This window comes from Tengunoibacter tsumagoiensis (assembly GCF_003967535.1).
In the GTDB taxonomy this organism is placed as follows: Bacteria; Chloroflexota; Ktedonobacteria; order Ktedonobacterales; family Ktedonobacteraceae; genus Tengunoibacter; species Tengunoibacter tsumagoiensis.
Genome location: NZ_BIFR01000001.1, coordinates 3,371,473 through 3,386,452, shown reverse-complemented (window position 1 = coordinate 3,386,452; position 14,980 = coordinate 3,371,473). Strand labels below are relative to the sequence as shown.

Here is a 14,980-nt window from a genome sequence, read left to right as displayed (position 1 = left end):
TTCCTCTCTACTTTTTCTGCTGCTGAATGGCGCTCAAGACGCGTTCGGGCGTCATGGGTAATTGATTGAGCCAGACCCCTGTCGCCTGCTGAATAGCCGCTGCTACAGCAGCAGCAAAGGGGACGAGTGGCATTTCGGCCATCCCTCGTGCGCCATAGGGACCTTCTGGATCAGCCAACTCCAGCACAATTGGCGTGATCTCAATGGGCATATCCAGAATGGTTGGCACAAGATAGGTGCTGAAGTGATTGGTCAAAACATGACCATCGCTTATCTTGAACTCTTCTAACAGGGCATACCCCAACGCTTGAGCCAGACAGCCCTCAATCTGACCCGTGACTTGCTGCATATTGATGGCTTTGCCAACATCATGAACGCTGATAATACGCACTACTCGCACCTGCCCGGTCAGCAGGTTGACTTCAACTTCAATCGCCTGAGCCGCATAGCCATAACAGTAGTTTGGTCGACTGCTAAAGGTTGCCGGGTCCAGGGCAGTAGTCATGGGAGCACGATAGTTGAAGGTTGCCTCTGCGCGATAGTCATCGGTATAGCTCCATTGCTCGCGAGCAGCCAGTGCGGCCTCTTTTACCGCTCGACCTGCCATAAGGGTTAGACGTGAGGCCGAAGCACTACCAGCATTTGGAGCCAGGCTACTATCCTCTGCGCAGAGTTCGACCTTCTCAAAGGGAAGATGCAGTGCCTGGGCTGCAATCTGACGCAAGATCAGATGTGATCCCTGTCCCACATCGGCAGCTCCCGCTCTCACAATGGCTCGCTCCAGTTCAGCCGCCCCAAATACTTCGACGGTTGCGGTCGCTTGCTCTGGAAAACCGAATGAGTAGCCTACGTTCTTGATGCCACAGGCCAGACCAATCCCGCGCTTGAGATAGCTTGCCTCTGATTGCTCGGGCAATGACCAGCATGTATGTACCTCTTCCACGCAGCGCTCAAACACTGGTAAGGCACTCACGCCTGGCGGAAGTGGTTGCTGAGTTGGCTCCAGGCTCCCTTCGCGATAAAGATTTCGCCGACGGATCTCGTCAGAGCTTATACCGAGCTTCTGAGCCAGGCGCGTAACCATATTCTCAACGGCAAATTGCATCTGTGGAGCCCCAAAACCGCGAAAAGCGCCACTTGGAATATTATTTGTATACGCTACATATCCATCAACAGAGAGATTTGGAACCTCATAGCAGCCTGTTGCAAAGAGTGTGGCCGCCTTCACCACTTCAACGCTTGTCGAGGCATAGGCTCCGCCATCTGCTATCATCGTTGTCTCGACAGCGGTGATTTTGCCATCTTCCCTGGCGGCCCAACGACAATGTATCGTCATCGGATGACGCTTATGATGCGATGTCATTGACTCCTCACGGCTCCAGACCATAGCTGTAGGTCGCTGCAACTTCCAACTTGCGAGCGCTAACAGATGCTGAAGAGAAAGATCCTCGCGCCCTCCAAAAGCGCCGCCAATGGCAGCATAACGAATAACAACTTGCTCTTCTGACAATTGCAGCATCTGTGCAATCTGTCGTCTATCTTCATGTAACCATTGCCCAGCTGTCTCAATGACCACACGCTCTGATGGATCAATATACGCTATCCCTGACTCTGGCTGCAAAAAGGCGTGCTCCTGCCAGCTCGTCGTAAAGGTCTCTTCCAGAGTCACGGTCGCCTCTGCAAAGCCTTGCTCGAGATTGCCTTTGCGCAATGGAAAATGGAACAGTTGATTGCTCGCAAGATGTTGATGGACAAGGGGGGAATCAGGAAGAAGGGCCTGCTGTGGATCACTGACAATCGCTAATGGTTCGTAGCTCACTTCTACCAGCCTGGCTCCTTCAATTGCTGCTTGTTTATTCTCGGCAACGACGAGTGCAACGCGATCGCCCTCAAACCGAACAACATCGTGACAGAGCACTGGTTGATCGGCGTCAATCAGTCCGTAAGCATTGTATGGCACATCAGCGGCGGTCAAAACCGCAACGACACCCGGGTGTGCCAGAGCTTTCTGACGATCAATCGAAAGGATTCGCGCATGTGGCTGGCCAGCATACACGAGCTGAAGCTGGAGCATATTTGAACGCACAAGGTCAGCGGGATAAAGAGCTTTTCCTGTCACCTTGCCGAATGCATCGGGTCGAGCTACCGATGCCCCAATGAGCTCTGTCATGCTTCACCCCCAATGCTTAGTACCGCCTCTATGATCTTCCGATAACCGGTACAGCGACAGATATTCCCACTCAATGCTACTTGAACCTGTTCGATGGTAGGATGCTGTACCTCATCCAGAACTTTTGCCCCTGCCATCAACATTCCGGGAATGCAGAAACCACATTGCACTGCTCCATGATCAATAAAGCTCTGCTGCAATGGGTGCAGTTGCTCGCCAGCCAGGCCTTCGATAGTTGTGATCTCTGCTCCATGAGCCTGAACGGCAGGTACCAGACAGGACATAACGGCCTGTCCACCGAGCCAGACCGTACAGGCTCCACATTCTCCTTCGGCACAACCTTCTTTTGTCCCGGTCAAACCAGCATCCTCACGTAAAGCATTTAAGAGCGTCTTCTGTGATGCATGAGGCCAGGAGGTTGGCTGGCCGTTCAGTGTCGTCTCTATCTGCCGTCTAAAGGGCAAGGGATGAGCTCTTTTCGCTGCGGTCTCCAGCGTGACGGGCCGCTTCTGCTCAGGAAGCACTGGATGTGTCAGTCGCTGCAATCCATGCGCAAGAAGTGAGGAGAGCGCTTGCTGACGATACGTGGCTGAGGCGCGAATATCACTGATAGGGCGGATATCCTGAGCCACAATTGCACCTGCCTCCTTACAGACCTGCTCGTTCAGCTCTTGCCCTTGAAGAAAGGTTTCGACCCGGCGAGCATGAATGACCGTGGGTGCCACTGAACCCAGCGTAATAGCCGCCTTTTCGACGCGATTATCTCCATCAAATAAAAGGACAAATGCGGCATTTACCACCGAGATAGCCTGAGCACGACGTAACCCCAATTTGAGAAAAAGGCTTCGCTGCTGAATGCTAAGTGTGGGGAAACGAATCTCGCGGAGGAGCTCATTGGGGCGACAGACAGTATGGCGAACGCCAGTGTAAAAGTCTCGCAGAGAGACAATACGCTCTCCAGCACAGCTCATAAGCACAACTGAAGCATCTAACGCCATGAGTGGTGGAATTGTATCATTGGCAGGGGAGGCTGTAAGCAGGTTTCCGGCCAGAGTCGCTCTGGCGCGGATCTGGGGAGCACCAACCTCCTGACAGGCCTGCACCAACAAAGGAGCATACGTCTGACAATCCGTTGAACACAAAACTGCATTATGCGTCGTAAGTGCACCCAGTACCAGAACGCCCTGCTCATTGCGAATAAAGTCTAACTCGGAGAGCCTTGTGATATCAATAAGCACAGAACTCGGCCTTAAACCGCGTTGAAGCTCTAAGAGGATGTCTGTTCCTCCTGCAATCAGGCGTGCCTCTGGCCCATAACGATCGAGCAGGCTAATGGCCTCAAACAGAGTGGTAGGTTGACAGTAGATATCCCACATAGTCTACGACCTCTCCAACGATGATCTGGTTCTATCGAGCTTACATAGTGGCTACAGTGATGAGTTGACCACGATGTGTCGTAAAATTTCCATTGTGAAAGACAGTGGAACCCCGTACGATCGTTCGCACCACACGGCCCCGCATCGTCCTACCTGTATAGGGACTCTGTTGATGACGATAGTATAACTGCTCAGGTTCCAGGCGAAAATGAACATTCAGATCAACAAGACAGAGATCTGCATCTGCTCCTACGCATACGTGCCCTTTATGCGAACCCAATTGAAAACGGCTGGCAATTCCGGCTGAAGTCAGAGCGGCGATCTGAGATAAAGGGAGTTGGGACCCCTCGGTGATCAAAAGGCTCAGCAGCGACTGGCAGCCTGAGATACCTCCCCAGACAGCAAAGAAATTCTCAGACTGTTTTAAAGCTTCAGGGGCTGGAGAATGGTCGGTGGTGACGAATTGTACATTCCCCGCTCGCACATGTTCCCACAATCTCGCCTGTTCGCTTTGAGAGCGCAAAGGAGGGGCACATTTGGCAACTGCTCCTAATCGCTCCATATCTTCTTCTGTCAGGACAAGATAATGTGGGCAGGTCTCACAACTCACATTGATCCCATGGAGTCGTGCCTCTGCCACCATCGCAACCCCTCTCCCTGTGCTGACGTGAACGATATGCAGTGCACACCCCACCTCTTGCGCAAAAAGGATAGCGCGCGAGATGGCTTCGAGCTCGGCAATGACCGGCCTTGAGGCCAGATAATCACGAATACCTGTCTTGCCTTGCGCTATTGCCTGCTGTGAAAGGGTACTGGTCATCTGATCGTTTTCCGCGTGGACGGCCACGATCTTCCCTAACTGAGCTGCCCTTAACATCCCTTCATACAGGGTTACATCGTCTACCGCAGCAAAATCGTCGATGCCACTATTGCTCATAAAAGCTTTGAAGCCAATGACACCACATTCAGCCAGCTCTTCCAGACAATCTAGATTATCTGGCACAATCCCACCCCAGAAGGCAAAATCGACAAGCGAGTTCGCTCTGGCCGCCTGATACTTCAACGCAAAGCTGGCACGATCGAGAGTAGGTGGCGAGGCGTTTAACGGCATATCAAAGAATGCGGTGACACCACCAGCGGCCAGGGCCCGTGACCCTGTTATAAAACCTTCCCACTCGGTTCTGCCCGGCTCATTAAAATGGACATGAGCATCAATCAGTCCAGGAAAGATGTGCAGACCACGAGCATCAACAATCTCACGACTACTGCCAGTAAGCTCTGGCGCAATCTCAACGATCTGGCCCTCTGCAATTGCCAGATCGGCTGGAAATACGCTCTCGGCGGTAACGAGCGTCCCTCCCCTCAAGAGCAGATCATATGTGCTCATCGGCACTCCTCCTGCTCTGCCAGAAGAGAAAGAAATTGCTCTGTCACTTCCAACGCAATCTCTACATCTGCTTGCTTAATCATTTCATCTGGATGATGGCTAATACCGCCTCGACAGCGAAGAAAGAGCATTGCGACCTCTGTCAGGTCACTCATTGCCACCGCATCATGGCCTGCCCCGCTTGGTAGGAATTGAATTGTCTGGTTGACGTTGACCAGCGCTTTCTGCAACTGATCAATCAGACGTGGAGAACAGGGGACGGTTCGGCTGGCCTGAATCTCTTCCCAGACCAATGACACATTCCTTTGCTCAGCCAATTCTAGCGCCAGGATATGCAGATCCCGGCAAGCTTGTTCGCGTATCCGATCTTCCTGATGACGCACATCCAGGCTCAATGTTACCTGACCGGGAATGACATTTGGAGCTCCTGGTTGTACGGTAAGCTTTCCAACCGTTGCCACCAGTCCACTTTCGGCTGAGGCTATTGCTTCTACAGCTAAAATAAACTCCGCAGCAGCACAAAGGGCATCAGAGCGCAGTGACATTGGTACAGTCCCTGCGTGACCGGCCTGACCCAGAAATTCCAGGCGTAAACGGCTTTGACCAGAGATCGCTGAGACAATCGCAACTGGCAGGTCCAGTACTTCCAGGACCGGACCCTGCTCAATATGCAGTTCATAATACCCAATAAGATCAGCTGGTGACCAGTAAGGCCGCCCCTGCCGTAAGATTGCAGGATCACCACCAAACGCGCAGATCGCTTCACTCATGGTCAGATTATTGGCATCAGTCAGGGTCAAAGCCCGGCAATCAAAGGTTCCTGCGACAGCCTTGCTCCCAATATATGCATAGTTGTAGCGCAAACCCTCTTCATCAGCAAAAGCCAGGATCTCAATGGCAAATGGTAATCGCCGTTGCTCCTGCTGTAAACGTTCCACACAGGCCAGCGCTGCCAGCACACCGAAGATTCCATCGTATTTGCCCGCATCGATAACAGTATCAAGATGCGAGCCCAACAGTAAGGTTCGCGCTCCAGAGTGCGTTCCCTCATAGCGTCCAATCAGATTCCCCACCGCATCTGTACGCACTGTCATCCCTGCCGAACGCATCCACTGCGCCACGATACCATTTACCTGCTGCATCGCTGTCGATGCAAAACGTCGCGTAAGCTGATAGGGCGATTCGCTATAGCGTGCCAACATATCGCAACGCTCCATCAGTACACTGGCAGTCGCCTCAAGGGTTGAAAGTGGTACTCTCATCAGCTACCTCGATATGTGCTATAGGCCCAGGGAGAAACGAGTAAAGGGACATGATAATGAACCGAACTATCTGCCAGACCACAACGAATGGGAACGAGATCCAGAAAAGGGGGAAGGCTTGTCGTCACCGCCTGAGTGGAGAAGTATTCACCCACTGAAAAAAGAAGTTCGTACGTGCCTGCCTTCATCTCGTCATCAGCCAGCAGTGGCGTATCGGGCCGACCATTCGGGCCAGTTCGTACTGTTTTGAGGAGAGTGCGCTCCCCTCCTGGATTATCTAGATACCAGACCTGGATCTGCATCTGATCTGCTGGTAGGCCATGAGTCAGATCCAGGACGTGCGTCGTAAGCATTCCTGACATCATACCTCCTCGGTCATACGAACCTCGCGCTGAAGGGTCAGTTTAATCAGACCATAGGCCGAAAATGGATCACTATAGACTCTGATCTTCTCATCGCTTTCTGAGACACTAATCTGATCTCGCGTTCGATTCTGTGCTGCGAACGAAAGCTCACAGATCTGAGGATAGCGCTGGAAGAGCCGTAAACCAATCTCATGGACAAGATGCTGGATCGACTCACTCACGAATTCGTGGAAGACCACCTGTACAACATCGCGAACCTGCTCCGCCGCCACGTATCTGGCGAGATCCCGCCCCACAAAATCTTCGTGATGAGCATATTTCCAGTGCACATCCAGATAGACAAAAAGTGGGCGATCAACACGTTCTGGGAGCGTTGTATATTCGTCCTGCACAAACCGTGTGAAAGAGCTTCCAGTGACCTTCAACAGTTCCAGCCCGACCCGACCACTGCGCTGAAAGGTAACAACCGGGCCACGCTCTGAACGCTCAAAAGAGAGCTCGGCCACTGCATAATCATCATGTGTACGACGAAAGAGGATTCCACTCTCAGTAAATGAAGCATAACCACGCTGCGGGACAGGAACTAAGGAAAAGGGAAGCTCACGTGCGGTTAATTGCAAACGCTCCATCTGTTCATAGGTATCTAAAAAATGCTGGCCCAGGACATAGAGAAAATCTTCTAACGTGGAACCTGTATAGTCCAGCGCCTCGCGCAGAACAAAGTTCTTCATGCTATCAGTAGCTACAACGGCGCTGTTATCACCCTCAGTATAGGCTGGTAGAAAGTTCTGTCCAAAGACCTCGACATCCACTTCAAAGGCCCAGAGGGTATTCGATCGGCTCGTAAAAAGGGATTCGGGAATCGGTTGGATGCCCGCAAGCGGCTGGGCATAGACCCGATACACTGGAACATGCATCTTGCCATAACTAATAGCATAAGTAGGCTCTTGACTCATCTGAGCTCCCCCTCATTTCCTTCCTAACAAACAGCCAACGGATAAAGAGCATCCACACTAGAAGAGCGTAAGACCGCGAAAGATCTTCTGAAAAGAAAGGTTGCATACAGGATGGCGAAACCCTTTCATGAACGTCTCTTCTAAAAAGAAAGGTTGCATACTGGGCGGCGAAACCCTTTCATGAACGTCTACTCTGGCAAAAGAAGATCCTGTATGCGAAGCCTGCTAATCTTAGCGACCTCGCCTAAGGCAATGAGAATCTCTTGCTCGCGAGAATGGGATAGACGTGTTGCAAAACCTGCAAGGATACTCTCTTTCTTGTTCTCACGTGCACAGATCACAAAAGGAAAGCCAAAGCGTTGATGATACTCCTGATTCAACTGCGTAAAGAGGGCAATCTCTTCATGTGTAAGCTGATCCAGGCCCGCTGATGCCTGCTCACTTGTTGAAGATGGGGAAAGAGTCCCGGCTAGAGCCGCGCGACCAACCAGATCGGGATGGGCGCGTAGAAGGGCGATCTGTTGCGCTTCGGAAGCGGCAAACATGATTGCACAGAGTTCTTGATGGAAGTGAGTCAGACTCGTAAAGGGTCGGCGTGACCAGGCAGCAGAGATAATCCAGGGTGGACCTTCAAACAGCGGAGTTAAGGTTTGCACAAAAACGGCGTGCTCTAAGGCATTCACCTGCTGTAGTGTGACATATGGCGCCATATCTTTCTTTCCTTTACGAGATAGCAACCAATGAGACCAGATCAACCGGCATGCGATGAGAGCTCAGCTTCGGCGGTGCGGATCGCCCTTTCCAGCATAGCAAAGGGGAGAATAAGTCTAACTAGAGTAGATGTTCATGAAGGGGTTTCACCACCCTGCATGAAACCTTTCTTTTCAGAAGAGTTGAGATGATAAAATAAGTGTAATCTTTACGTCTCTTCTTGTCAAGGATAGATCTGCCTGAAAGCTCATCCCTCTGCCCTCATCTCCCCGATATGCATATGATAACACGAGAAACTCTTTTTATATATACCTAAAAATAGGGATATTGCGTTTTTCTCAGTGCTAAAAAAAATGCAAGAGCGCTCATTTAACCATCTTTTTGATCGTGTTCTCTTTGATAACTGTCTAAAGGTCTCAGCTTCATAAGAATGATATAGTATATTTAAGCATAAAGAACTTACGCACCGTATGAGCAAGGATAGTTCTATAGAAGAAACGAGGTCAGGACAGATGCTCTTAAAGAACGCCACTATTCTTACAATGAATGCAAACCGCGATATTTTGACCAACGGAGCAATCGCGGTGCAAGGTAACCGGATCGTTGCTCTTGGAAAAACCTCAGCACTGGAGGCTCGCTATCCCTCGGAAGAGAGTCTGGATCTCGGGGGGAAGCTCATTATTCCTGGTCTTATCGACACACATGTGCATTTAGCGCAAGCCTTAATCCGGGGCTGTGCCGATGATATGGCTCTGATTCAATGGCTCTGCGAGCGCGTCTGGGTCCTGCAAGGCAACTTTACCCACGATGATGGCTATGTCAGCGCTCGTCTGGGGATTGCAGAGATGCTTCGCTCGGGGACGACAACCTTTCTGGAATCAATGCTTGCACATCGCTATGGCTTTGATGGTATCGCACAGGCTGTTCAGGAGAGTGGAATTAGAGCCTGCCTGGCTGGCATTGTGATGGACATTGGAACGTATGCAACACAGACCAATTCAATGCATCCAGGGATGATTGAGAGCCGCGATACCAGTCTCCTGGGGGTAATACAGATGCATGACAAGTGGCAAGGTGCAGCCAACGATCGGCTCCACGTCTGGTTTGGACCGCGCACTCCTGGTGGAGTCACTTCCGAGCTCTATCGCGAAATGAGTGAGATTGCTCATCAACGCCAGATGGGGATCACGATGCATCTGGCGGAGGTCGAGGCCGATAAGATCTATCTCCAGGAGAAATTTGGTCTGACACCGGTCGATTATGCCGAAAGCGTTGGCCTGCTGGGGCCTCGTAGCGTCCTCGTCCATATGGTCTGGCTCACGTCCGCTGAAATCGAGAAACTTGCTGCCACTGGCACCCATGTCTCCCATAATCCTTCCTCCAATAGCAAGCTGGCATCAGGTGTCTGCAAAGTCCCGCTCATGCTTGAGCGCGGCGTCAATGTTGCTCTGGGCTGCGATGGAGGCCCCAGCAATAATGATTATGATCTCATTCGCGAGATGAAGATGGCTGCTATCCTCCACAAAGCGGTAACGCTTGATCCTCTCATTGTGCCTGCGGAGACCGTTCTAGAGATGGCAACGATCAATGGCGCTCGTGCATTGGGGCTGGACCATGAGATCGGCTCGCTTGAAGTGGGCAAAAAAGCTGATCTGGTGGTTATCGATCTTGCGCGATTACATACAACACCCGCCATTAATCCTGTCTCTACCCTTGTCTATGCTGCCACTGGTGGAGAGGTTGATACCGTCATGGTGGATGGGCAGATCGTCGTACGCCAGGGGCGTCTATTGACAATGGACGAACATGAGGTGATGCGCGAAGCTAATCAACATGCCAATATGCTCTATCAACGCGCTGGCATTGATCTCAAACCTCGCTGGCCTATCTCTTGATAACCTGTAACTTATAATTAAAATTTTTTCGATCTGATCTTCTTCAAAAATGTACCCGTACAATAGTGTTATACACATGTTAAAGCAGAGATAATTTTGAAAATATAAGAATTATCCTATCTTTAACATGTGTATAATTTTTTTATAATATACTCATAACCATAATTATGTTTACTATTAAATAAAGAGACTCTGCAATTCTGTTGCTTATTTGGATTTACAATTGTGCTTCAAGTGCTCTTAATGAGCCTGGAAAGGGCTGGTTATGCGTTTACGCGTGCTCTTATTTGGTCTTATCGCAAGTCTTTGTTTTCTCTCGGCCTGTGATTCCACGCCTACGACTTCGACACCACATCCAACCAATCCATTTGGAAAGATTAAACATTTTGTTGTGCTCTACCAGGAAAACTGGAGCTTCGATAGCCTCTACGGTAGCTTTCCAGGCGCTGATGGCATTAGCAATGCAAGCCAGACGGCCTTACAACAGGTAGATAAAAATGGTCAGCCCTACACGACCTTGCCACAGCCCCTCTTAAAGGGTCAGCCAGATCCGCGCTTCCCTGCTAATCTTCCAGTGAAACCTTTTGATGCTACTCAATATGTCTCTCCAGATCTGATGACTGGTGACCTTGTTCACCGCTTTTACCAGGAGCAGTATCAGATTGATGGTGGCAAAATGGATAAATTTGTTGCCTGGAGCGATGCTGCTGGTCTGGTGATGAGCAATTATGATGGCACAAACATGCCTGAAGGCAAGTTAGCCAAACAATATGTGCTGGCGGACCATTTCTTTCACGCAGCTTATGGCGGATCTTTTCTCAATCACTTCTGGATGGTCTGCGCCTGTAGCCCAACCTTTCCGAATGCTCCAGGTAGCATAGTCGCACAGGTGGATGCCAATGGTGTTATAACCAAAGATGGAGCAGTGACGCCTGATGGCTATGCCGTCAATACATCTTTTACGGTCAATACTCCCCATCCTGCTACCGCCAACCCGGCAACGCTGATCCCTGAGCAGACAGCTCCTACAATTGGGGATCGTTTGAACGATAAGAATATCTCCTGGGCCTGGTACTCCGGTGGGTGGAATGATGCCCTTGCTGGCCATCCCGATCCACTGTTCCAGTTCCATCATCAACCATTTGCTTTTTTTGCCAATTATGCTGATGGCAAGCCAGCTAAGACCGAACATCTGAAAGATGAGCAGGATTTTCTGAGTGCGCTCAAAAATAATACACTGCCTGCGGTCTCTTTTGTGAAGCCGTTGGGTGAGGATAATGAGCATCCTGGCTATGCCAACGAAAATACCGGTCAACAACATATTGCAGATCTGGTTAAGGCCATTCAAGATAGTTCTGCCTGGAAAGATACGGCGATCATTATTACCTATGATGAGAATGGTGGTCGTTGGGATCATGTCGCACCTCCAACGGGAGATCGCTGGGGACCCGGTAGCCGTGTGCCTGCAATTATCATCTCGCCCTTCGCAAAGATGGGAACGGTCGATCACACAACATATGATACAACCTCTATCCTGCGCAGTATTGAGGTTCGCTGGAACCTGAATCCTTTAGGAACCCGCGATGCAAAGGTCAATGATCTCCGCAATGCATTAGCAAACGCCGCTAGCTAATAGAGCGACTCTAGTGATCAAGCCTCTTGTAGGATGCATTATCTTGCAAGAGGCTTACTTTTTGCTTCTAGAGGATGGCGCTCTCAGGTTGGAATAAGCTCTCTCTTCTGTGCTATACTACGACCGAACAGAAAAAGTTGGAGAACAATCAATCCGCGCAGTAGTAGCCTTCTATCAATCGCGTTGTGGAAAAGAGACGTCCATGCCTTATCACTTGCCTATCCAGATGCACTCAACCATCGGACGCACCACAGATATTGAGGAGATCTCAACACTCCTGACAAGTTCGTCAGTCCGTCTCCTGACACTGACTGGCCCGGGGGGAGTCGGCAAGACGCGTCTGGCGCTGGAAGTAGCCCAGATGCTCAACGATATTTTTCGTGATGGCTGTGCTTTTGTAGAGTTAGCCCCTCTTCGCGAACATACTTTTGTGCTGCCAACCATCGCTCAAGTTCTTGGTCTGACAGAGCAGCTCCATCATTCGTTCAGCGAACAGCTCACTACTTTTCTTCAAGAAAAACACCTGCTCCTTATCATTGATAATGCCGAACATGTTATGGCCATGGGCCCTCAACTGGCCAGCCTCCTGACGAAGTGCGCAGATCTCAAAATACTGGTTACGAGCCGCGAGAGACTCCACCTGTATGGTGAGTACGAATATCCCGTTCTGCCCCTGGAGGTCCCTGATCTTGAGGCACTTCAGTCTAATCCCCTTCCTATCTTATCGCCTGCCATGGAGCTCTTCGTGCAACGTGCCCAGGCCGCCAATCCAACCTTTGTCCTTACGGCAGAACACAGAGCTACCATCGGTGAGCTTTGTGTTCAACTGGATGGCCTCCCATTAGCCATCGAGCTAGCAGCTGCACGAATAAAATTTTTCTCACCAGCTATGTTATTGGCACGCATGAAAGATCGCTTCAAGACGCTCGTTGGTGGTGCAAGCAATCTTCCTCAACGCCAGCAGACGCTTCACAATACGCTTGAGTGGAGCTATCAGCTCTTAAATGATGAGGAAAAATTCTTTTTCCGCCAGCTAGGCGTCTTCACTGGCTCCTGGACGCTGGCTGCTGCTGAGGCAATTACTGCCTCCTCTTCATTAAGTAGTGATTGCTTCTCTTTCTTAAGTTCTCTGGTCGATAAAAGCCTGATACGCATGAGCTCAATCAGTGGCAGTGAAATGCGCTTTTTCGCGTTAGAAAGTATTCGGGCATATGCACGAGACTATCTCTATCTGCATCAGGAAGAGCTGACTGCCCACTACAAACATGCTTGTTACTATACTGAGTTTGCAGAAATGGCTGCAAACCGCCTCCACGGCCTGGCTCAGCGCGATGAGCTCCAGCGACTTGATCAGGAAACGGCTAATCTATGGGAAGCCATGCATTGGGTGGTTGAACAGACAGAGACGACCCTGGCCCTCCGACTGGCGGTGGCATTAAGCCACTACCTCCATCTGCGCGGCTCTATTACGGAGGGGCGTAACTGGCTGGAAGAAATACTGTCACTCAAGACGACGCCTGAACAAGCAACGCTACGCACTGGGGTCCTCTATGGAGCAGGAAACCTGGCTCTGGCTCACAACGATCTTCCCAGGGCTCAATGCTATCTTGAAGAGTGCGAAAAACTATCAGCTACTCAACACAATTACCATTTACTTGCTCTGGCGAGAGGAGCCCTGGCAGCTCTTGCTCTTCATCGAGGGGAGAATCAAATGGCTCAAGAGCTTGCACGCAGTGGTCTCCAGGTCCTGGAGGGTCAGAATGATCTCTGGGGGCGAGGTATACTTCATATTATCAACGGACAGGTAGCAACGAAACAGAATAACTATACGATGGCTCAAGTCCATTTCCAACTGAGCCTGAAGCTCTTGCGTCAGGTGGGAGATCTGCGTAGTCAGGCTGAGGTCCTGCTCAATGTTGGTGAATCCATGTATCAACGTGGCAAACTTGTTACGGCACTCTTTCTCTATCAAAAGAGTCAGCAACTCTCGCAGGAGATTGGGGATAAGTGGAGCCAGCTCACCTGTCTGGATGGAATGGGGAATATTCTGCTCTTACAGGGGGATTATGCGCAGGCAGAGGTTATAATACGAGTGCAACTTCAACAAGCCATTGAACTGGGTTCCCGCAAACAACAGACGATTGCTCTGAACAATCTTGGACATCTCTTTCTGGCACAGGGCAATCTGTTAGAAGCCCATCAACAGCTTAAAGAGAGTCTACGACTTTCAAAAAGTATCAGCTATCATGCAGGATGGGGCAAAGCGATTCTGGGGCTGGCCGAGCTCATGCTTCTCAGTCTACGCTTTGAGGATGCTCATCGCTACTATAGTGATGGGTTAACTATCATACGCCAGTCCGGTGACCAGATCGCGCTTGTAACGATCTATTGCGGACAGGGGAGCATCGCTCTGGCACGACAAGATTATGAACAAGCCGCTATGCACTTTCGGCAGGCCCTCCATCTCGCTTATACTATCGCAGATGTAGCAGGCTTTACCAGGACGCTCGAAGAATTTGCCAGACTCTGCACCGACGTAACATGTCTGAAGCAGGCTATCCAATTGTTAGGTCACGCAGCTCGGCAGCGTGAAAAACTTGGTCTTCCAATTCCAAAAGTGCGGAGAGCACCTCTGGAACATCTGCTTACACAGCTTCAACAGCAGTGTGGTCCAACTATCTTTTACGAAAATTGGAGTGCAGGCCAGAATATGTCTCTCACTCAGATCTTTAGTACCATCTCTGCTATGATGCTCACTCCTATTACCCACGATCTACAAAAGACGCAAAATAGACAAACAGCCGTTCCTCCACAACCCGCCTCTGAACCATTGGAGGCTCCTCTGACAAACCTGACAACCCGCGAGAGAGATGTCCTTCGCCATCTCGCCGCAGGGTTGACGGATGCACACATAGCCGAAAGATTGATCATCAGTCCTCGGACAGTAAATACTCATCTCCGTTCCATCTATGCAAAATTGGGAGTGAATACGCGCAGTGCGGCGACTCGCTTTGCGCTCGATCATCATCTTATCTAACTCTCTCCATCACTATGCTCATCATCCAACCATCAAATGATCCGTTATCTTACCCATCTAAATCTCCGATCTTGTCAGCTACCCAGGAATCAAAAGATACGTTATTTTACCTATCTGAACCCCAGATCTCGCCTGCTACCCAGGAATCAAAAGATACGTTATTCAAGTCAGGGCTATTTCTCTTTTAG

General features: G+C 50.4%; 10 protein-coding genes. 3 read left to right on the top strand and 7 right to left on the bottom strand.

Features of this window, described 5'->3' with window-relative positions:
• Positions 1-7: 7 nt before the first annotated feature.
• The 7 genes from EL628_RS13360 to uraD form a co-directional block, all read right to left on the bottom strand.
• Positions 8-2,170 carry a xanthine dehydrogenase family protein molybdopterin-binding subunit gene (locus EL628_RS13360; RefSeq protein ID WP_126580430.1) on the bottom strand — a complete coding sequence of 721 codons (2,163 nt, stop codon included), beginning with the start codon at positions 2,168-2,170 and terminating at the stop codon, positions 8-10.
• Positions 2,167-3,546: an FAD binding domain-containing protein gene (locus tag EL628_RS13355; RefSeq protein WP_126580429.1), complete on the bottom strand. Its 1,380-nt coding sequence runs from the start codon at positions 3,544-3,546 to the stop codon at positions 2,167-2,169. Before EL628_RS13355 ends, EL628_RS13360 begins: the two co-directional genes overlap by 4 nt.
• Before the next feature lie 40 nt (positions 3,547-3,586).
• Complete coding sequence (locus tag EL628_RS13350) at positions 3,587-4,933, bottom strand: allantoinase (RefSeq protein WP_126580428.1); 1,347 nt, start codon at positions 4,931-4,933, stop codon at positions 3,587-3,589.
• Positions 4,930-6,195, bottom strand: a complete 1,266-nt coding sequence (locus EL628_RS13345; RefSeq protein ID WP_126580427.1) for an allantoate amidohydrolase — start codon at positions 6,193-6,195, stop codon at positions 4,930-4,932. The genes EL628_RS13350 and EL628_RS13345 overlap by 4 nt, the downstream gene beginning before the upstream one ends.
• Positions 6,195-6,548, bottom strand: a complete 354-nt coding sequence (uraH, locus tag EL628_RS13340; RefSeq protein WP_245994090.1) for a hydroxyisourate hydrolase — start codon at positions 6,546-6,548, stop codon at positions 6,195-6,197. The genes EL628_RS13345 and uraH overlap by 1 nt, the downstream gene beginning before the upstream one ends.
• 8 nt (positions 6,549-6,556) lie before the next feature.
• Positions 6,557-7,516: a factor-independent urate hydroxylase gene (gene pucL / locus EL628_RS13335; RefSeq protein WP_126580426.1), complete on the bottom strand. Its 960-nt coding sequence runs from the start codon at positions 7,514-7,516 to the stop codon at positions 6,557-6,559.
• 188 nt (positions 7,517-7,704) lie between these two features.
• Positions 7,705-8,226: a 2-oxo-4-hydroxy-4-carboxy-5-ureidoimidazoline decarboxylase gene (gene uraD, locus EL628_RS13330; protein WP_126580425.1), complete on the bottom strand. Its 522-nt coding sequence runs from the start codon at positions 8,224-8,226 to the stop codon at positions 7,705-7,707.
• 513 nt (positions 8,227-8,739) lie between these two features.
• On the opposite strand from uraD, the gene EL628_RS13325 reads away from it, so the two are divergent.
• The 3 genes from EL628_RS13325 (at position 8,740) to EL628_RS13315 (ending at position 14,792) form a co-directional block, all read left to right on the top strand.
• Entirely contained in the window at positions 8,740-10,122 is a 1,383-nt protein-coding gene (locus tag EL628_RS13325; protein WP_126580424.1) for an amidohydrolase, read from the top strand.
• A gap of 265 nt (positions 10,123-10,387) precedes the next feature.
• Complete coding sequence (gene acpA, locus EL628_RS13320; RefSeq protein WP_126580423.1) at positions 10,388-11,755, top strand: acid phosphatase; 1,368 nt, start codon at positions 10,388-10,390, stop codon at positions 11,753-11,755.
• 202 nt (positions 11,756-11,957) lie between these two features.
• Positions 11,958-14,792 (top strand): tetratricopeptide repeat protein, encoded by a 2,835-nt coding sequence (locus EL628_RS13315; protein ID WP_126580422.1) that lies wholly within the window; start codon positions 11,958-11,960, stop codon positions 14,790-14,792.
• Positions 14,793-14,980 lie beyond the last annotated feature (188 nt).